At 18.6% G+C, this 21,865-nt stretch carries 17 protein-coding genes and 1 other RNA gene; 9 read left to right on the top strand and 9 right to left on the bottom strand.

Features of this window, described 5'->3' with window-relative positions:
• Positions 1-13 precede the first annotated feature (13 nt).
• The 3 genes from aceE to truA all read right to left on the bottom strand — a co-directional run bounded on the left by aceE (position 14) and on the right by truA (position 6,609).
• Positions 14-2,680, bottom strand: a complete 2,667-nt coding sequence (gene aceE, locus RJT18_RS00735; protein ID WP_343154915.1) for a pyruvate dehydrogenase (acetyl-transferring), homodimeric type — start codon at positions 2,678-2,680, stop codon at positions 14-16.
• Between the two features lie 290 nt (positions 2,681-2,970).
• Positions 2,971-5,574: a preprotein translocase subunit SecA gene (gene secA / locus RJT18_RS00730; RefSeq protein ID WP_343154913.1), complete on the bottom strand. Its 2,604-nt coding sequence runs from the start codon at positions 5,572-5,574 to the stop codon at positions 2,971-2,973.
• A gap of 246 nt (positions 5,575-5,820) precedes the next feature.
• The gene (gene truA, locus RJT18_RS00725) at positions 5,821-6,609 is read right to left on the bottom strand and encodes a tRNA pseudouridine(38-40) synthase TruA (protein ID WP_343154912.1); all 789 of its coding nucleotides are present in this window, start codon (positions 6,607-6,609) and stop codon (positions 5,821-5,823) included.
• A gap of 162 nt (positions 6,610-6,771) precedes the next feature.
• On the opposite strand from truA, the gene dksA reads away from it, so the two are divergent.
• The 4 genes from dksA (at position 6,772) to thrC (ending at position 12,069) form a co-directional block, all read left to right on the top strand.
• Positions 6,772-7,224, top strand: coding sequence for an RNA polymerase-binding protein DksA (gene dksA, locus RJT18_RS00720; RefSeq protein WP_343154911.1), 453 nt, complete (start codon positions 6,772-6,774; stop codon positions 7,222-7,224).
• A 145-nt stretch (positions 7,225-7,369) separates the two neighbouring features.
• Complete coding sequence (thrA, locus tag RJT18_RS00715) at positions 7,370-9,820, top strand: bifunctional aspartate kinase/homoserine dehydrogenase I (protein ID WP_343154910.1); 2,451 nt, start codon at positions 7,370-7,372, stop codon at positions 9,818-9,820.
• Between the two features lie 17 nt (positions 9,821-9,837).
• Entirely contained in the window at positions 9,838-10,767 is a 930-nt protein-coding gene (gene thrB, locus RJT18_RS00710) for a homoserine kinase (protein WP_343154909.1), read from the top strand.
• A 6-nt stretch (positions 10,768-10,773) separates the two neighbouring features.
• A complete protein-coding gene (gene thrC, locus RJT18_RS00705) occupies positions 10,774-12,069 on the top strand; it encodes a threonine synthase (RefSeq protein ID WP_343154908.1) in 1,296 nt (431 codons plus the stop codon).
• A gap of 65 nt (positions 12,070-12,134) precedes the next feature.
• Here the strand turns inward: thrC and ychF are convergent, their stop codons facing one another.
• The 3 genes from ychF to RJT18_RS00690 all read right to left on the bottom strand — a co-directional run bounded on the left by ychF (position 12,135) and on the right by RJT18_RS00690 (position 14,547).
• Positions 12,135-13,229, bottom strand: a complete 1,095-nt coding sequence (ychF, locus tag RJT18_RS00700) for a redox-regulated ATPase YchF (RefSeq protein WP_343154907.1) — start codon at positions 13,227-13,229, stop codon at positions 12,135-12,137.
• A 74-nt stretch (positions 13,230-13,303) separates the two neighbouring features.
• Positions 13,304-13,849 (bottom strand): aminoacyl-tRNA hydrolase, encoded by a 546-nt coding sequence (pth, locus tag RJT18_RS00695; protein WP_343154906.1) that lies wholly within the window; start codon positions 13,847-13,849, stop codon positions 13,304-13,306.
• Positions 13,850-13,911: 62 nt separating this feature from the next.
• The gene (locus RJT18_RS00690) at positions 13,912-14,547 is read right to left on the bottom strand and encodes a Fe-Mn family superoxide dismutase (protein WP_343154905.1); all 636 of its coding nucleotides are present in this window, start codon (positions 14,545-14,547) and stop codon (positions 13,912-13,914) included.
• Between the two features lie 133 nt (positions 14,548-14,680).
• On the opposite strand from RJT18_RS00690, the gene rnt reads away from it, so the two are divergent.
• Positions 14,681-15,322 carry a ribonuclease T gene (gene rnt, locus RJT18_RS00685; RefSeq protein WP_343154904.1) on the top strand — a complete coding sequence of 214 codons (642 nt, stop codon included), beginning with the start codon at positions 14,681-14,683 and terminating at the stop codon, positions 15,320-15,322.
• Between the two features lie 99 nt (positions 15,323-15,421).
• Here the strand turns inward: rnt and grxD are convergent, their stop codons facing one another.
• Entirely contained in the window at positions 15,422-15,727 is a 306-nt protein-coding gene (gene grxD, locus RJT18_RS00680; protein ID WP_343154903.1) for a Grx4 family monothiol glutaredoxin, read from the bottom strand.
• Between the two features lie 137 nt (positions 15,728-15,864).
• Here grxD and ssrA point away from each other — a divergent pair.
• Both ssrA and RJT18_RS00670 read left to right on the top strand, forming a co-directional pair.
• Positions 15,865-16,226, top strand: a transfer-messenger RNA (tmRNA) gene (gene ssrA / locus RJT18_RS00675).
• Positions 16,227-16,279: 53 nt separating this feature from the next.
• Complete coding sequence (locus RJT18_RS00670) at positions 16,280-16,675, top strand: hypothetical protein (RefSeq protein WP_343154902.1); 396 nt, start codon at positions 16,280-16,282, stop codon at positions 16,673-16,675.
• 34 nt (positions 16,676-16,709) lie between these two features.
• Here RJT18_RS00670 and ung read toward each other — a convergent pair whose 3' ends face one another.
• On the bottom strand, positions 16,710-17,372 hold the full coding sequence (gene ung / locus RJT18_RS00665; protein ID WP_343154901.1) for a uracil-DNA glycosylase: 663 nt from the start codon (positions 17,370-17,372) through the stop codon (positions 16,710-16,712).
• A gap of 85 nt (positions 17,373-17,457) precedes the next feature.
• Here ung and RJT18_RS00660 point away from each other — a divergent pair, with 85 nt between their 5' ends.
• Positions 17,458-18,051 carry a peroxiredoxin gene (locus RJT18_RS00660; protein ID WP_343154900.1) on the top strand — a complete coding sequence of 198 codons (594 nt, stop codon included), beginning with the start codon at positions 17,458-17,460 and terminating at the stop codon, positions 18,049-18,051.
• Positions 18,052-18,131: 80 nt separating this feature from the next.
• On the opposite strand, the gene RJT18_RS00655 is transcribed toward RJT18_RS00660, so the two are convergent.
• Complete coding sequence (locus RJT18_RS00655; protein ID WP_343154899.1) at positions 18,132-18,875, bottom strand: DUF2076 domain-containing protein; 744 nt, start codon at positions 18,873-18,875, stop codon at positions 18,132-18,134.
• Between the two features lie 241 nt (positions 18,876-19,116).
• Between RJT18_RS00655 and gyrA the strand changes: the two genes are divergently transcribed.
• On the top strand, positions 19,117-21,651 hold the full coding sequence (gyrA, locus tag RJT18_RS00650) for a DNA gyrase subunit A (RefSeq protein ID WP_343154898.1): 2,535 nt from the start codon (positions 19,117-19,119) through the stop codon (positions 21,649-21,651).
• Positions 21,652-21,865: the final 214 nt, after the last annotated feature.

The following is a 21,865-nucleotide window of genomic DNA, read 5'->3' as shown; positions in this document are numbered from 1 at the left end:
TATAAACCCCTTATTATAAACGCGGATTAACCTTATTTGGATTTATTTTAAATTTTTTCATTGCATTTAAAACAATATTCTTGTCTATTAATTTAATCATATATAATTCTATTAATGCAGATATAACTATATAAAACTCATCAATTTCAAAGTAATGTCTTAAATTTTTTCTACTATCAGATTTTGCAAATCCATCTGTACCTAAAACAATATATTTCTTAGAAGGAACATATTTTCTTATTTGTTCTGCAAATAATTTCATATAATCTGTAGAAGCTATAGCAGGATTTTCATTCATAATTTTTGTTACATACGGTATTTTTTTTTCTGAACTATTTGGATGCAACATGTTCCATCTATCACAATCTTGTCCATCTCTTGCTAATTCTGTAAAAGAAGTAACACTGTAAATATCAGAAGATATATTATATTCTTTATATAAAATTTTTCCAGCAATACATACACTATTTAAAATAGATCCAGATCCTAATAATTGAATATTTCCTAAACTTCCCTCATATTTTTTTAATTTATAAATTCCTTTACAAATTCCATATTCAGAATTTTTAGGAATTTTAGGCATATTATATTTTTCATTAGTAACAGTTATATAATAATAAACATTTTCTTGCTTATATCCATACATTCTAGTAATTCCATTATTAATAATTGTCGCTAATTCATAAGAATACGCAGGATCAAAAGATATACAATTAGGCACTGTTAAAGATTGAATATGACTATGACCATCTCCATGTTGTAATCCTTCTCCATTTAATGTAGTTCTTCCTGAAACAGCTCCAATTAAAAATCCTCTTGCTTGCTGATCACCTGCAGCCCAAAATAAGTCACCAATTCTTTGAAAACCAAAAATTGAATAATATATATAAAAAGGAATCATTGGTAAATTATTATTACTATAAGAAGTTGCAGCTGCTAACCAAGAAGATCCAGCTCCTAATTCATTTATTCCTTCTTGTAAAATTTGACCTTTTTTATCTTCTTTATAAAATAAAAATTCATTTTTATCTTGAGGATCATATTTTTGTCCTAAAGAATTATATATTCCAACTTTTCTAAATAAACTCTCCATTCCAAATGTTCTAGCTTCATCAGCAACAATTGGCACAATTCTATCTTTTATAAATTTATTTTTTAATAAAATATTTAAAATTTTTAAAAAAGAAATAGTTGTAGAAATTTTTTTTTTTTGTTTAACAAATAATGATTCAAAATCTGAAATTTTAGGTAAAACAATTTTTTCAGTAAATTTTTTTAATCTAAAAGGTACATATCCTCCTAATTTTTTTCTTTTTTCATGAATATAATTATATTCTTTAGAACCTTTTTTAAATTTTATATAAGATAAATTTTTTATTTCATCATTTTCTAAAGGCAATGAAAGATTGTCTCTTATTTTTAAAAGAGTTTTAAAATCAATATTTTTTATTTGATGAGATATGTTTTTACTTTCTCCTATTGAGCCTAATCCATATCCTTTAATTGTATGAAATAAAATAACAACAGGTTTATTTTTAGTTATATTGGCTTTATAAATAGCATTAAAAATTTTTATAGAATCATGACCTCCTCTTTTTAAATTAAAAATTTCTTCATCTGTCATATTTTTTACTAACTCTTTAGTTTCAGAATATTTTCCAAAAAAAAATTTTCTAATAAAAGATCCATCTTTAGATCTAAAATTCTGATAATCTCCATCTAAAGTTTCATTCATTAATTTAATTAATTTATTAGAACTATCATTTTCTAATAATTTATCCCAATCTCTTCCCCAGATAACTTTGATTACTTTCCATCCTGATCCTAAAAAAAAAGATTCTAATTCATTTATAATCTTACCATTTCCATATACAGGACCATCCAATCTTTGTAAATTACAATTTATTATAAATATTAAATTATCTAACTTTTCTCTAGAAGCTATGTTAATTAATCCTTTTGATTCAGGTTCATCCATTTCTCCATCTCCTAAAAAAGCATATACTTTTTGAGAAGTTGTATCTTTTATTTTTCTATTATTTATATATTTTAAAAACTTAGCTTGATATATAGCAAATGATGAAGTTAAACCCATAGAAACTGTAGGAAACTGCCAAAAATTTGGCATTAACTTAGGATGAGGATATGAAGATAATCCATTGTTATTAACTTCTTGTCTAAAATTGTTCATTTGTTCTTCTTTAATCCTATTTTCTAAAAAAGCCCTAGAATATATTCCTGGAGAAATATGACCTTGAAAATATATAAAATCTCCAGAACATTTTTTATTTCTAGCTTTAAAAAAATGATTATAACATACATCATATATATGAGCAGAAGATTGAAACGATGAAATATGTCCGCCTAATTCTAAGTTTTTTTTATAAGATCTAACAACCATAATAATAGCATTCCATCTCATGGCTGATCTAATTTTTCTCTCAATTTTTAGATTTCCTGGATATTTTTTTTCATTATTTTTAGATATAGAATTTAAATAATCTGTTAAAAAAAAATTTTTATTATTTAATTTTATTCCAAAATTTGAAAAAGTATTAAAAATTTTTTTTAATAAAAATTTAGATTTTGACACACCCCTTCTATTTATAAAAGATTTTATAGAAAAAACCCATTCATTTAATTCCAATTTATCTATATCATTTTTATATTTTTTTGACATAAAATAACCTTAATTTTATTTATAATTTATATATCTTAAAAATAAAAATTTTTACTTTATAATTTAAAAAAAAAATTATAAATATGAAAATATAATATTTTTTTATAAATTTTTTTTATATTAATAAAAATTTTTATATAAATTTTAATATATTTTTCTTTAAGAAAAATATATAATATAATTAATTTAAAAAATAATAAAACTATATATAAACATATATTTTAACTTAAATAATTGTTTTAAAAATTATAAAAAATATAAAAAAATAAAAATTTTATTTTACTTTTTTTTTAAAAATTTTTTTTTTTAATAAATTCTCTAAATGAAGTTTCTAAAAATAATTTGTTATAATAAAAATCATTAATTTTTAATATAAAAGAGTTAAAGGAATATTTTTTAGAAGAAAAAAAACTCATAATTGATATAATTTCATTTTTAATAGCGCTAATCATTTTAATAAACATTAAAAAAGATTCTTTTTTATATTCTTGTTTTGGATCTTTTTCAGCATATCCTCTTAAATGAATACTACTTCTTAAATGTTCTAAATCATATAAATGTTCTCTCCAAAATTTATCTAACACTTTTAAAACTACTGTTTTTTCAAATTTATTAAATTCTTTTATATTAAAATACATTTTTCTTCTCAAATATTTTTTTTTAAAAAATTTAAAAATATTGTTTATAATTTCTTTATTATAAAACATATTTTTTTCTATAAATATATTTTTATCTAATAAAAATATGTTAAAATTTTCTTTCAAATATTTTATTAACATTTTTTTATTTTTATAAAAATTTTTATTTTTCATTTTAAAATAATAATTTACTAATACACTAAAAACTTCTATAGAAATTCTAAAAACTATTTTCGTTATATTTTTGCTTTTTAATATTTTTTTTCTTTTATCATAAAATATAAGTCTTTGTTCATTTACAATGTCATCATATTCTAATAATTTAGCTCTAATTTCATAATTATAATTTTCTAATTTTTTTTGAGAATTATATATAGCATTATTTATAAAAATATTATTTATTGATTTATTTTTTTTAATATTAAGTTTTTTTATAATATTAACTATTTTGTTAGAAAAAAAAATTTTAATTAAAGAATCCTCCATAGAAACATAAAATCTTGAAGAACCTAAATCTCCCTGTCTACCAGATCTACCTCTAAGCTGATTATCTATTCTTCTAGATTCATGTCTTTCTGCGCCTATTATATGTAAACCTCCTAAAGACAAAATAATATTTTTATTTTTTTTCCAAATTTTAAATAATTTTTTCTTGTCACAAAATTTATTTTTTTTTTTATTTTTTTTTAAAAAATCATTAAAACTACCACCTAATACTATATCTGTACCTCTACCAGCCATATTAGTAGCGATTGTAATAGTATTTAACATTCCAGCCTTCTTAATTATTTCTGCTTCTTTACTATGAAATTTAGCATTTAAAATGTTATGTTTTATTTTTAATTTATTTAATTTACTTGATATAAGTTCTGATTTTTCAATAGAAGATGTGCCAACTAAAACTGGTTGTTTATTTTTCATACACATCTTTATATCTTTTATAATAGATTTTATTTTTTCTTTTTCTGTCATATAAATTAAATCAGGAAAATCTTTTCTACAAATAGGTTTATTAGTCGGAATAATAACAGTATTTAAATTATATATAGATTCAAATTCTTCAGATTCTGTTTCTGCTGTTCCTGTCATCCCTGAAAGTTTTTTATATAATCTAAAATAATTTTGAAAAGTTATAGAGGCCAAAGTACAGCTTTCATTATTAATTTTAATTTTTTCTTTTGCTTCTATAGCTTGATGTAATCCATCAGACCATCTTCTATTTTTAGAAATCCTTCCTGTATGTTCATCTACTATTAATATTCTATTATTTTTTACTATATAATCTATATTTTTAAAAAATAAATTATGAGCTTTTAAAGAATTTATTATATATTGAAAAAATATAATGTTTTCAGAACAATATAAAGAAGAATTTTTTTTTATAATATTGTTTTCAATAAAAATATTTTCTATTCTTAAAAATCCTCTTTCAGTTAAATAAATTTGTTTTCTTTTTCTATCTATACAAAAATTACTATTTTCAAAATTGTCTTTATCATTTTTTTTTTTTTCTAATATAAAATCATGTACTAAACAATTTATTTTGTTATATAAATTTTTATTAGAACCTAAAGATCCGGATATTACTAAAGGAGTTCTAGCTTCATCTATTAAAATAGAATCTACTTCATCTAAAATTGCATAATTTAATTTTTTTTGAACTCTATCACTATTAGAAAAAACCATATTATCTCTTAAATAATCAAAACAAAATTCATTATTTGTTCCATATGTAATATCAGACGAATAAGCAATTTTTTTCATATTAATACTCATTCCTTGTAAATTTAATTTAGAACTAACTCCTAAAAACTCAAATAACTTTTTATTTTGATTATAATCTCTATTTGCTAAATAATCATTCATAGTAACTACATGAACACCATTTCCAGATAATGAATTTAAATATATAGGAAGAGTAGAAGTTAAAGTTTTTCCTTCCCCTGTTTTCATTTCTGCAACAGATCTATTATTTAATACTATTCCTCCAATGATTTGTACATCAAAATGTCTCATACCTAAAACTCTTTTGCTAGCTTCTCTTACTGTAGAATAAGCTTCAGGTAATATACTATTTAAAGAATTTTTATTAAAAATTTTATTTCTATATTTATTAGTATTTTCTTTTAATTTTTTATCACTAAATTTAGAAAATTTTTTTTCCATATCATTTATTAAATTTAATAAAACATGTACTTCTTCTAAAATTTTTTCATTATTACTTTTAAACAAATTTTTAAAAAATTTTATTAACATGATAAAATTTCTCATAATAAAAAATTATTATTTTAAAAAAAATAATAAAGTTATATTTTTAATATTTTTAAAACTTATATAATAAAATTATATAATTTTTTTTAAAAAAATATAAAATTTTTATTTTAAAAGAAAAAAATGTTATACTTAAATTATTTTATTACAAAAACTTTTTTAAAAAATGTTTAAAAATATATAAAAATTATAATATATAACAAAATTTATTAAATTTTTAAAAAAATAATTTTAAAAAATATTTATAATATTTTTATAAATAAATTTAGGAAATTTAAAAAATTTGGGATATTTTACATAAATCAAATATAATCCAGAAGGATCTGATGGTCCATATAAAAAATTATTTTTTTTAGCAACTAATAATTCTTTTATCCAATATATTTTTTTTTCTTTACATCCAATTTTTATAATAATACTAGCTATATTTCTTACCATATTATATAAAAAAGAATTTGCTATTATATCAAATATTACAAAAGAATTTATTCTATATACTTTAGTATTAAATACATATCTTATAGAAACTGTAGACTGACAATTTTTAGATCTAAAAGAAGAAAAATCATGTTGACCAATTAAACACTTTACAGACTCATTCATTCTTTTTTCATCTAATTTTTTTTTTTTAAAATTATAAAAATTATTTATAAAAAATACAGATTTATAACTACTATTATTTATTATATATCTATAATGTCTATATGTTGCACTATGTCTAGCATGAAAACTATATGGAACTTCTTTAGCCCATATAACAGATATGTCATTAGGCAAATAAGAATTAGTCCCTAATATCCAAGATTTTTCTTTTCTAATTGATTTTGTATCAAAATGTACAACTTGCCCTAAACTATGAACTTTAGAATCTGTTCTTCCAGAACAATATACTGTAATTTTTTCATTTGCTATTATAGATAAGCATTTTTCTAAAATTTTTTGAATAGTTATAATATTTTTTTGAATTTGCCATCCATGATATCTAGTACCATCATATTCTATTCCTAATGCTATTCTCATAATATATAATTACCAAAATAAAAGTTGAAAAATATTAATATATAAGTATTATATTTTTATTAATAATTTTTTGTAACATTTATATACAATTTTATAAAAAATGTTTTATATTAAAAAATTATTATATTAACTTTAATAAAATATTTATCTAGAGGTTATAAAATGAAATCTAAGAAAAAAAAATTTTCTTCTTTAAGCATATTATCTATTGCTAGAGTAAATCCATATAAAAATAAAAAAAATGAAAAATATATGAATAAAAACCAAATAAATCATTTTAAAAAAATATTAGAATCATGGAGAAATCATATAGAAAAAAAAATAAATTATGAAAAAAATAATATATTAAAAGAGCAAATAAATTTTCCGGATCCTATAGACAGAGCAGTTCAAGAAGAAGAATTCAATTTAAAATTGCAAAATAATGCTAGAAATATAAAAATAATAAAAAAAATAAATAATACATTAAAAAAAATTGAATTAAATGATTTTGGATATTGTGCATCATGTGATATAAAAATTGGAATAAAAAGATTAGAAGCAAGACCTACTGCAAACTTATGTATAGATTGTAAAACATTATCAGAAATAAGAGAAAAACAAATTATAAAATAAAAAATATTTATAATATAATTTAATAAAATATACTTATAAAATAATATTTAAAATATTATTATAATAAAATTTATAATATAATTTTTATATTATTAAAAAAAAAATATATAATTAATATAATTACAAACATTGGAAAAATAAAATTGTGAAAGTACTAAAATTTGGTGGATCTTCTTTATATAATGCAAAAAATTTTATAAATATTTCTAAAATATTAAAAAAAAAAAGTAAAAAAGAAAAAATTTGTGTAGTTTTATCAGCACCATATAAAATTACTGATTATTTAATTTACTCTATAAAAGATTGTATAAAAAACAAAAATAATTTTGCTACTAAAAAAATAAAAAAAAAAATTATAAAAATAATAAAAAAAATTTCAATAATAGAAAAAAGATTTAAATTTAAAAAAATAGAAAAAAAAATAAAAAATCATATAAAAGAAATAAATATAATTTTAAATAAAAAAAAATATATAAAAAATATAAATAAAAGAGAAAAAGCTATAATAATTAGTAAAGGAGAAATAATATCAGTAGAAATAATGAATAACATATTAAATAGTATAAATGTTAATTCTAAAATAATAAATCCATCTTATAAAATTATATCTAATGAAAATTATTTAAATGCAAAAATAAATATAAAAAAAACCAAAAAAAAATTAAGATGCATAAAAAAATATAAAGAAAAAATTATACTTATGCCTGGATTCATATCAGGAAATAAAAAAAAAGAAATAACATTATTAGGAAGAAATGGATCAGATTATTCTGCTTCAATTTTGTCATATTGTTTAAATGTAAAATGTTGCGAAATTTGGAAAGATGTAAGTGGAATTTATACAGCAGATCCTAAAATTATAAAAAATGCAAAAAATATAAAAAATATTTCATATGAAGAAGCAATAGAATTATCAAAATGTGGTGCTAAAATAATGCATCCTGAAGCAATTTATCCTTTATATAAAAAAAATATACCATGTATAATAAAAAATTCATATTTACCAAATTTTTTAGGAACAGTTATAAAAAAAAAATGTATAAAAAATGTTTCAAAAATATCAGTAAAAAGTATAACTTATTTAAAAAATTTTTCTATATTAAAAATAATTTTTAAAAAAAATATAAATAAAAATATATTAAAAAAAATATTAGAATCATTAAAAGAAGAAAATCAATATAAAATTTTTAATACTAAAATAATAAATGAAAATAAAATTACAATTTTAAAACATTTTAATAAAAACAATAAAGAAAAAAAAAATATAAAAAATATATTAGAAAATTATTTAAATAAAAATAAAGAATACAAAATAAAAATAAAAAAAAATCTTTCTATAATATCTATTATAGGTAAAGATATAAATACAAAAGTAGAAATATTAAATAAAATAATTTATTCTGTAAAAAAAATTAATGTAAAAATAATTTCAATAATTTTAGAAAATTCCAAAAATTCTATATCAATAATAATAAAGAACAAATTTTTAAATAAAACTATAAAATCTATACATGATGAAATTTTTAATTATAAAAAAATAATAGAAATATTTTTAATAGGCATAGGAGGAGTTGGAAAAAGCTTCTTATACCAAGTTTATAATCAAAAAAACAAATTAAAAAAAATAAATATAAAAATAAAGATATTGGGGATAGCAAATTCAAAAAATTATATAATAAAAAAAAGAGATATAACAAAAGAACAATATAAAAAATTAATAAATAAAAAAACAAATAAATTTAATATAAAAGAATTTATAAAAAAAATAAAAAAAAATAATTTAATAAATCCTATAATAATAGATTGTACTTCAAGTAAAACTATATCTAAAAAATATTTATATTTTATAAAAAATGGTTTAAATATAATATCTTCTAATAAAAGAGCAAACACTGACAAAATAAATTATTATTTAAAAATTAGAAATTATTTAAAAAAATATAGAAAAAAATTTTTATATGAAACTAATGTAGGAGCTGGTCTTCCAATAATAGAAAATATAAAAAATTTAATTTATACAGGAGACAAAATAATAAAATTTAGAGGAATATTATCAGGATCATTATCATATATTTTTGGAAAATTAGAAGAAAATTATTCTATAGTAGAAGCAGTTAAAAAAGCAAAAAAATTAGGATTTACAGAGCCTAATCCAATAGATGACTTATCAGGAATAGATGTAGCAAGAAAATTATTAATAATATCAAGAGAAGCTGGTTATAATTTAGAATTGAAAGATATAAAAATAGAAAAAATATTACCAAAAGAAATAAATATAAAAGACATCAAAAAAAAAAATATATTTTCTAAATTAAATAATTTAAAAAATTTTTATAATAAAAAAATTATAAAAGCCAAAAACAAAAAAAGAGTTTTAAGACTAGTTGGTTCGATATCAAAAAATGGAAAATGTAAAGTAAAAATAGAAAGCATAAAAAAAACAGATCCTTTATATAATATAAAAAATGGTGAAAATGCTTTTATATTCTATAGTAAATATTATAGCCCAACCCCACTAATAATTAGAGGATATGGCGCAGGAAATAAAGTTACTTCAGCTGGAGTGTTTTCAGATTTATTAAGAATAGCATTATAGTAAAATGGAAAATAATAATGATAAAAATTTATTCACCAGCAACTATAGGAAACATAAGTGTAGGATTTGATACATTAGGATTAGCAATTTCTCCAATAGATAACTCAAATTTTGGAGATACTATAGAAATAAAAAAATATAAAAAATTTGATATAAAAAATATTGGAAAATTTTCCAAAAAATTGCCTAAAGAATTTAATAAAAACATTGTATGGAAATGTTGGAAATACTTTTGCAAAAAAATAAAAAAAAAAATATCAGTATTAATAACATTAGAAAAAAATATGCCTATAGGTTCAGGACTTGGATCTAGTGCATGTTCTATATCTGCTAGTTTAGTTGCAATGAATGAATTTTGTAAAAATCCTTTATCAAAAATAGAACTTTTAAAATTAATGGGTAAACTAGAAGGAGAAATATCAGGAAACATACATTATGATAATGTAGCTCCATGTTTTCTAGGAGGACTGCAAATAATATTAAATAAAAAAAATATAATTAGTCAATCCATTCCATTTTTTAAAAATTGGATATGGATAGTAGCATGGCCTGGTACAAAAACGTCTACATTGCAAGCTAGAAAAATATTGCCTAAAACATATAATTTAAAAACATGCATAGAACATAGTAGAAATTTATCTGGATTTATTCATTCTTCATATTCTACACAACAACAATTAGCTATAAAATTTATAAAAGATTTAATAGCTGAACCATATAGAATGAAATATATTCCAAAATTTTTAGAAATAAAAAAAAAAATAAAAAAAATAGGCTCAATTGGATTTGGAATATCTGGATCAGGTCCTACAGTTTTTTCTATATGTAATAATATGGAAATAGCAAAAAAAATATCACAATGGTTAGAAAAAAATTATTTAAAAAATAATAAAGGATTTGTAAAAATATGCAAAGTAAACAATAAAGGAACAATAATAATTAGGTAAAACAATATGAAATTATACAGTTTAAAAAGTGTTTCTAAAGAAATAAAATTTTTAGAAGCAGTTAAACTTGGATTATGTGAAAAACAAGGTTTATTTTTTCCAAAAAAATTACCATATTTTAAAAAAAAAAAAATAAAAAAAATACTAAAAATGAATTTTTTTGAAAAAAGTTATAAAATATTAAATGCTTTTATAGGAAAAGAAATATCAAAAAAAAATCTAAAAAATATAATAAAAAAATCCTTTGAACCAACTTTACCTAAAATAAGAAAAATAGAAAATAATATTTCTTGCTTAGAATTATTTCATGGACCAACTTTAGCTTTTAAAGATTTTGGCGCAAGATTTATGTCTCAAATAATATATTTTCTAAAAAAAAAAAACAAAAATAAAGTTACTATATTAACAGCTACATCTGGAGATACAGGAGCTGCTGTAGCAAATGCCTTCTATAAAATGAAAAATATTAATGTAGTAATACTATATCCAAAGGGAAAAATTAGTAAAATACAAGAAAGAATGTTTTGCACTCTTGGAAAAAATATAAAAACTATATCTATAAATGGAAGCTTTGATGAATGTCAAGAATTAGTTAAACAAGCATTTAATGATAAAAAATTAAAAAAAAAAATAGGATTAAATTCAGGAAACTCTATAAACATAAGTAGATTATTAGCACAAATTTGTTATTATTTTGAAGCTTTTTCTCTTTTAAAAAAAAAAAATAGAAAAAATTTAATAATATCAGTTCCATGCGGAAACTTTGGAAACATAACAGCAGGACTAATAGCTAAATCAATAGGTCTTCCTATAAAAAATTTTATAGCTGCTACAAATTCTAATGATACAGTTCCAAGATTTTTAAAATATAATAAATGGAAACCAAAAAAAACTATTTCTACAATTTCAAATGCAATGGATATAAGTATACCTAACAATTGGGATAGAGTTATAGAATTATTTAAACAAAATAAATGGAATATAAAAAATTCAAAATATTTAAAATTTGGAAAAGTTTCTGAAAAACAAACTAAAAAAAGTATAAAAAAATTATATAAATTAAAATATATTTCTGAACCGCATGCAGCTGTAGCCTATAATATTCTAAAAAAAAAAATAAAGAACGGAGAATATGGTCTATTTTTAGGAACAGCCCATCCTTTAAAATTTAAAAGTACAGTAGAAAAAATTATACCAGTAAAAATAAAATTATCTAAAAGTGTAAAAAAACAAAAAAAAATTAAATCTTTATCATTTTCAATAGATCCAAAATTTTCTTTATTAAAAAAATTTTTAATATAAAAATATAAAGTTTCCTAACAAGTAATATATAAACTTGATAGGAAACTTTAAAAATATAAAATATTTTAAACATTAAACAAAAAATGCACAATATCACCATCTGACAATATATAATTTTTACTTTCTAATCTATACTTACCATGTTGTCTAGCAAATTTTATTCCTTTATAAAATATAAAATCTTTATAAGAAATTACTTCTGCTCTTATAAAACCTTTTTTAAAATCTGTATGAATAATATTAGCAGCATCAATAGCAGTAGAGCCCTTTTTTATTGTCCAAGATCTTATTTCTTTTGTACCTACAGTAAAAAAAGTTTGTAAATTTAATAAATTATATGTAACACAAATTATATTTTCTATATCTTTTAAAAAAAAATTTAGTAAAATATTATATTTTATATGTATTTTATTATAATTAATATTGTAAAAATTAATACAAATTGGAAAAATTTTATAAGGAAAATTCTTTATTTTAAATAAAATTTTATTTTTTACTTTTAATAAAATAAAATCTTTTATATCTATATTAGCAATGTATAAAACTGGTTTATTAGTTATAAAATTAAATTTTTTTAAAATATTTTTTTGTTTTTTGTCAAATTTTATATCTCTTATACTAATATTTTCTTTTAATTTTTTTAAACAAATTTTTAATAAATTTAAAGTTTCTAAAAAATAATTATTTAAATCAAAATTTTTTTCATTACTTTTTTTATTATAATATTTTATATATTTTTCACATTCTTCATAATCCGATAGTACTAACTCTGTATTTACTAAATTTACATCATATATAGGATCTACTTTATTATTTACATGTAAAATTTCTTTTTTTTTAAAAAATCTTACTATATGTAGTATAGCATCAACATTTTTTATATGAGATAAAAATTTATTTCCTAACCCATCTCCTAAATAAGAATTTTTAACTAATCCTGCTATATCTACAAATTTTATAAAAGTTTTTATAATATTTTTTGATTTTACAATTTTTAAAATACTTTCTATTCTTTTATCTTCAACTATAGAAATTCCTATATTAGGATCTATAGTACAAAATGGAAAATTTTTTGAAGGTACATTGGATTTAGTTAATATATTAAAAAACATAGATTTTCCAACATTAGGAAGTCCTACTATACCGCATTTTAGTGACATAATTAACGTTTCTCTAATTTAAAAAATATAAAATAAAAAATACATAAAAATAAAATTTATATTTATTAAATGATTTATAATTTTATAAATTTTTCTATAATATGTATAGAATTATTTATAGAATTTATAATAGATTTTTTTTCTTCTTTAGAAGGACTAGATAAAACATAAGAAGATAAACTTATATTATTTTTACTAGGCCTTCCTATTCCAACACAAATTCGTTTAAATAAAGTATGCTTTTCAAACTTACTTATTATATTTTTAATTCCATTATGACCATAATTGTTACAAGAAATAATAAATTTAGTTTTTCCAATAGCAGTATTCAAATCGTCTTGTATTATTAATATATTATCACTTTTTATTTTATAAAAAGAAGAAGTAGAATAAACAGAAATTCCATTTAAATTCATATATATATTTGGTATCAAAAGATAAATAAAATTATTAAAATATTTCCACAAACCAATATATCCATAAAATTTTTTTTTAATATTTAATTTAACATCAAATTTTTTAGATAAATGTTTTATAAACCATGATCCAATATTATGTCTAGTATTATAATATTTTTTTAAAGGATTAGATAATCCAACTATCATTTTAAAATTTTTCAAAAATAAAATTCCTTATAAAAAAAATTTTAAATAAAATAAAAATAATAATATTTATTATAAATTTATAATATAAAATCATTTTTTATAAATTTTTTATATCTTTTAAAAACTATATCCCAGTTTAAAATTTTCCAAAAGTTTTTTATATAACTGATTCTATCGTTTTTATATTTCAAATAATAAGCATGTTCCCATAAATCTAATCCAATAATTGGAAATCCAAATGTATTGGAAACAAAATTACCCATTAAAGGATTATCTTGATTATTAGTAGAAACAATTTCTAATAAATTATTTTTTTTTAATATTAACCAAGACCAACCTGAACCAAAATGAGAAGACGAAACATTTTCAAAACTTGACTTAAAATTATTTAAACTAACAAAATTTTTTTCTATAATTTTTTTAAATTTAATGTTTATATTAGTTCCTAATTTTATGTTTTCCCAAAACAATAAATGATTATAATAACCACCAACATTATTTTTTAATTTATTTATGTCTTTTAAATCTAATTCATTAATAGAACTTACTAAGTGTTCTAAAGAACTATAAGAAATATTATTATTTTTTATAATAATATTTAAATTTTCTAAATAATTTCTATGATGTTTATTATAATGTATAAACATTGTTTCTTCATCTATATATGGTTCAAATGCTTTATATGAATAATTTAAAACTGGAAGTTTAAACATGAAAAAAAATCCTAAAAAAAATAATATATTTTTATTATAAATAAAAATGATAAAATATAAACAACTTTTTAATAAATATTTTTATTTATTATAAAATAAAAATAAATAAAATTAAAATCAAAAGATTATAAAAATGGAACCAAAAAAAATAAAATATTTATTAAATAAAAGATTTAGGAGTTTTTATCCAGTAGTAATAGATATAGAAACAGCAGGATTTAATTATAATACAGATGCTTTGTTAGAAATAGCTGCGATAACTTTTAAAATGGATAAATTGGGATGGTTAAAAAAAGAAAGAACGCTTCATTATCATATAAAACCTTTTACAGGATCTGTATTAAATGAAACTTCAATAAAATTTAATAAAATAGATCCATTTAATCCACTAAGAGGAGCTATAAGTGAAAAAAATGCTTTAATAAATATTTTAAAAGAAGTAAAAAAAAAAATAAAATTAGAAAAATGTAAAAAAGGAATAATAGTTGCACACAATTCAATATTTGACTTAAATTTTTTTATGTCTGCAATTAAAAGAAATAAAATTAAAAAAAATCCATTTCATACATTTGTAACTTTTGATACAGCTACTTTAAGTGGATTAGCTGTTGGACAAACAGTTCTTTCCAAATCTTGCAAAAAAATAGGGATATACTTTGACAATAAAAAAGCACATTCAGCTTTATATGATGCATTAAAAACAGCTAATTTATTTTGCAAAATAGTAAATAAATGGAAAAAATTAGGGGGGTGGCCTATAAAAAAAAATAAATAAAATAAATAGATATAACAATAAATTTTAAATATAAAATTTAATGTTATATCTTTAAAAAATAAAATTTTTTATTTAAAAAAAAATAATTATAGTATTATACTATTTTCCTAGAATTTTTTTTAATTCTCCTGTTTGTTCCATTTTTATTATAATACTACATCCACCAATTAGTTTTCCGTTAACCCATAACTGAGGAAAAGTAGGCCAATTTGAAAATTTAGGTAATTCTCTTCTAATATCACTATGTTTTAAAACATCTATATATTTACATTTTTTAGTATATTTTAATATTGTTTTAGATGCTTGATCAGAAAAACCACATCTTGGATTATTTAAACTTCCTTTCATATATAATAATATATTATTGTTTTTTATTTGACTTTTAATTTCTTCTAATGTATTCATTTTTTATTTAACTAATCTTATAATAAAAATTATTATATTTTAATAATATTTTTTGATAATTATATATAAAAAATTAAAAATAAGATATAGACATAAATATTTTTTTTTGCAATAATAAAATATAATAATTTTATTATGGGGCTGTTTTAGGATTTGACAAATAACTTTAAAATTTTAGGTTCATGTCAAGAATAGGAAAAATCTTGTAAAAAAACCAAAAAAAATACTTGCAAAAAGAACAAAATACGCTTTAGCGGCTTAATAACCAATAAAGCCCTTTTATTTAATTTTTTCTCTTTAAAATTAAATTATTAAGGTCATAAAAAAAGAGATATTAATAAAAAATGTTCATTTTTTTATTAAAAAAAATATATGAACTATAATTTTTATAATATGTCTATATATTTAAAAATTTAAAAAAAAAAAATAGAATAAACATGTAATACCTATATTATAAAATGTTATTTGGACGCGGGTTCGAATCCCGCCAGCTCCAAAATAATGTTAATATTTAAATGTTTTTAACAAATATTAAAAAATAATATAAATACTATGAAAAAAAAAATTATAAAAAATAAAGAAATAAAAAAAAAAATAAAAAATGAAGAAAAAATAAAATCATATATAAAAAAAAATAAAAAAATTAATTTAAAAATAGTAAAAAATCTTAAAAAAATAATATACTTAAAAAAATATAAAAATGATATACATATTAGAGAAATAGCTAATATAGATAATATGGAAAAAGAAAACAAAAAAAAAATAGAAAATATAAAAAAAGAAAATATAAAACTATTTATTAAAAATATTAATAAAATAATAAAAGATATAAAAAAAATATACAAAAAAATAAAAGAAAAAAAAATTGAAAATGATCCTATGCTCAAAGGCATACATTTGATATTAAAATCAATCAAAAATATAAAAAAAAATAATAAAAAAATATAAAAATATATTAATTTAAAAATTAAAATATTATTTTTTATAAATTCCAATCTATATTATCTTTTTTAAGATAAGTTAAAATACTATTTATTTTTAAAAAATGATTACACCCCAAAAAACCATTTTTTGCAGAATATGGAGATGGATGAGATGAAATTAATATAAAATGTTTATTAAAATTTATTAAATCAACTTTTTTTTGAGCATTTTTACCTAAAAGTAAAAATATTACATTTTTTTTATAAAAACTTATTTTTTTTATTATAGTATCAGTAAAATATGACCAACCAATATTTTTATGAGAATTTGGTTTATTTTTTTCAACAGTTAAAATAGTATTTAATAATAAAATACCTTGATTAGCCCATTTTAACAAATTTCCATGTTTAGGAAAATTAAAAAATTTTATACTTCTTTTTAATTCTTTAAATATATTTTTTAATGAAGGAGGTATTTTAACTCCATAATTTACTGAAAAAGCTAATCCATTTGCTTGACATTTATTATGATAAGGATCTTGACCTAATATAACTACTTTTATTTTTTTAAAACTAGTATATTTAAATGCAGAAAACATATTTTTATTAGAAGGATATATAATTTTTCTACATCTTTCTAATTTTATAAATTTTAATATTTTTAATAAATATTTTTTTTTTTTTGTATCTAAAATATTTTTCCATGTTATAATTTTTTTCATATTTAACACCTTTTTTAAATATAAAATTATTATTAATGATAATAATTTTTATAATAATTAATTAATATAAAATTATAGGAAAAATATGACATTAGTTACAAGAAAAGCGCCTACATTTTTTTCTACTGCCATTTTAAAAAATAATAAAATAATAGAAAAATTTGATTTTAAAAAATATATTAAAAATAAAATATCTGTTTTATTTTTTTGGCCAATGGATTTTACATTTGTATGCCCAACTGAAATAATAGAATTTAATAATTCATATGAAGAATTCAAAAAAAGAAATACTAGAATAATAGGTGTATCTTGCGATTCTATTTATTCACATTATACATGGAAAAAAATTGCTATAAAAAATGGAGGAATTGGAGAATTAAAATATACAATAATTTCTGATATAAAAAAAGAAATACAAAAATTATATGAAGTAGAGCATCCAGAAGCTGGGGTTTCTTTAAGAGCAACATTTTTAATAGATAATAATGGAATAATTAGAAATGAAATTATAAATGATTTACCATATGGAAGAAATATTAAAGAAGTTATAAGAATGATAGATGCAATAAAATTTCATAAAAAATATGGTGAAGTATGTCCATCAAATTGGAACAAAAATAAAATCGGAATAAAACCATCTATAGAAGGTTTAAAAAAATATTTAAAAAATAAAAAATAATAAAAAATAAACCAGCATAAAAAAAATATTTGCTGGTTTTAAATTTTAAAATTATTTTTTTTTATTAATTTTAATTATAATTAAACAAAATCATTTTCTGTAAAATTTTCTTCAGATTCTTCTAAAGAATCATTATTCTCAACATCAAAATTATTTTTTTCAAAGTTATTTCTATCTAAATTATTAAATTTAGAAATATCAGAATTGTCTACTAAATTATCTTCTTCAGTTATACTATTACTTTCTAAACTATTTTTAGAATTTTCTTCTAAATTAAAAAAATTTGTGTTATGAACATCATTTATTATAGGTTGATCATATCTATTAGAATGAAACAAACTAGTTAACAAATTACCAAAAGCTATACCACCAGCAACACCGGCTGCAGTTTGCAATGCATTACCTAAAAAACTACCATTATTTTGATATCCTGAAAAACAACTTTGTTTATGATTATAATCATAATTTGAACTATTATCTTTATTATTTATATTTTCAGAATTATTGTTAATATTATTTTTCTTTGGACTATCTTTTTTATCAAAATTAAAAAAATTAGATAAAAAACTTCTTTTAGTTTTTTTCTTAAAAGTTTTTAGTTCTTCAATCTTTTTTTTTAAATCTATAATATTATTATTTAATCTTAATATTACTTCGTCTTGTACTAATAAAGATTGAACAATATAATAATGAGAATTAGGATTTTTTTTCATCAAATCTAAAATTAAATCATTAGCTTCATTATCTTTTTTAGAAAATTTTTTTTCTATATTATCTATTTTTTTAAATAAATTTTTAATAAGATTTCTCTCTTCAGAATTCATAATATTTTACCAACTTTTTGTTAAAAAATTAAAATTTAAAACATAAAATTAAAAATATAAATGTAATAATAAAATTATAAATAACTTTATTGATAAAAATATTTAAAAAGATACAATTATATTAATTAAATATTTTATACAAAAATATAAATATAATAAATAATTATATTAACATTTAATTAAATAAATAAAATTATATTATATTTTTATTATATAAAACTATATAAAAAAGAGAAAAAATATGGGCAATATTTTTGAACATGTTAAAAAAGTTTATATAGAAAAAGAACTTAAAAATTCATATTTAGATTATGCTATGTCTGTAATAATAGGTAGAGCTTTACCAGATGTAAGAGATGGATTAAAACCAGTTCATAGAAGAATACTATTTGCTATGAACGTATTAAAAAATTATTATAATAAACCATATAAAAAATCAGCTAGAATAGTAGGAGATGTAATAGGTAAATATCATCCTCATGGAGATTCTGCTGTTTATGAAGCAATAGTAAGAATGGCTCAACCATTTTCTTTAAGATATATGTTAATAAAAGGACAAGGAAACTTTGGATCTATAGACGGAGATTCTGCTGCGGCTATGAGATATACAGAAATAAAAATGTCAAAAATTTCGCATGAATTTATGAATGACTTAAACAAAAATACTGTAAAATTTATTTCTAACTATGATGATACAGAAAAAATACCAGAAATTCTTCCAACTAAAATACCAAATATTCTTATAAATGGTTCATCAGGAATTGCTGTAGGAATGGCAACTAATATACCACCTCATAACATAAAAGAAGTAATAAATGGATGCCTGAAGTATTTAGAAAATAAAAAAATTTCTTTAAAAAAATTAATGAAATCAATACCAGGACCTGATTTTCCTACATATGGAATTATATATGGATCTGAAGGAATAAAAAAAGCATATAAAACTGGAAAAGGAAAAATATATATTAGAGCAAAAAGTTTTATAAAAATAAATAAAAAAACAAATAGAGAAATAATAATAGTAAAAGAAATACCATATCAAGTTAATAAATCTAAATTAATAGAAAAAATTTCAGAATTAGTAAAAGAAAAAAAAATAGAAGGAATAAGTACATTAAGAGATGAATCTGATAAAGAAGGAATGAGAATTGTAATAGAAGTAAAAAAAGATGCTATTGCAGAAATAATATTAAATAAATTATATCTATTAAGTAAATTACAAATTTCTTTTGGTATTAATATGGTTGCTTTATATAATGGAAAACCAAAAATTTTATCTTTAAAAAAAATCTTAAAAGCTTTTTTATATCATAGAAAAGAAATAATTATAAGAAGAAGTATATTTGAATTAAAAAAAAATTGTGAAAGATCTAACTTATTAGAAGGATTTGAAATTGCAATAAATAATATAGACAATATATTAAAAATAATAAAAAATTCTAAAAATATATCACATGCAAAAAAAATGTTATTAAACAAAAAGTGGAAAATTAAAAAAAATAATTTTTATAAAATATTTTTAAAAAAAAACAAAATACTTAAAAAATATAAAAAAAATAGTAAAAATATATTAGATAAAAAATATAATTTAACAAAAAAACAATCAATAGCAATATTAGATCTAAAATTACAAAATATAACTAATTTAGAAAGTAAAAAAATATATTTAGAATATAAAAAAATATTAAAAAAAATAATAAAACTTACTAATATAATAAATTACAAAAAAAAATTAACTGCAGTTATAAAAAATGAATTACAAGATATAAAAAAACAATTTGGTGATAATAGAAGAACAAAAATAAAAAATAGAATTTCTAGAATAAACATAGAAGATATAATAACAAAAAAAGATGTAGTTGTAACCTTATCTAATTTAGGATATGTAAAATATCAACCTCTATCAGATTATAATGCACAAAAAAGAGGAGGAAGAGGTAAAATAGCTGCAAAAATAAAAGAAAAAGATTTTATAGAATGTTTATTAGTAACAAACACACACAATACAATATTATGCTTTTCTAGTAGAGGAATAATATATTGGATAAAAGTATATCAACTTCCAAGTTCGAATAGAAACACTAGAGGAAAACCTATTGTAAATTTACTACCTTTAAAATTTGATGAAAGAATTACAGCTATTCTTCCGGTATCTGAATATAGTGAAAATAATAATATTTTTATGGCAACATCTAGAGGAATAGTAAAAAAGACATCTTTAACTAAATTTAAAAAACAAAGAAGTTCAGGAATAATAGCTATAAATTTAAATAAAGGTGACGAATTAATTGGAGTGTCTTTAACTAATGGAAACGACACTGTAATGCTATTTACATCTCAAGGAAAAGTAGTACATTTTTCGGAAAAACACGTTAGAAAAATGGGGAGAACAGCTACAGGAGTGAAAGGAATAAAAATAAATAAAAATGATAGAGTGGTATCATTAATAATACCAAAAAAATATGGAGAAATTTTAACAGTTACTAAAAACGGATATGGTAAAAGAACTAAAATATCAGAATTTCCTATAAAATCTAGAGCTACTAGAGGTATAATTTCTACAAAAATAACTAAAAAAAATGGAGTAGTTATAGCTTCTATACAAGTTACAAAAAAAAATGAGATAATTATAATAACAAATTCAGGAATTTTAGTTAGAACTAGAGTTTTAGAAATTGGAATATTAAGTAGAAATACACAAGGAGTGATTTTAATAAGAACTAATAAAAAAGAAAAAGTAGTAGCCTTGCAAAAAGTCAAAATTCCAATTTGCTAAATAAAATATTTATATATTTAAAATATAAATATATTAAGAAATATGTAAATTTTATAAAAATATGTAAATATAAAAAAAATATTTATTAAAAAATTTTATTTATATTAATATTATTTTATTTTTTTTAATTTTTTTTATTATATATATTTTAAAACTATTTTATTAAAAAAAAATAAATTAAATATTTTTATAGAAATAAGATTTAAAAAATGTT

This window comes from Buchnera aphidicola (Pseudoregma panicola), from assembly GCF_039376655.1.
GTDB lineage: Bacteria > Pseudomonadota > Gammaproteobacteria > Enterobacterales > Enterobacteriaceae > Buchnera_G > Buchnera_G aphidicola_C.
This window is presented reverse-complemented; position numbering and strand designations above follow the sequence as displayed.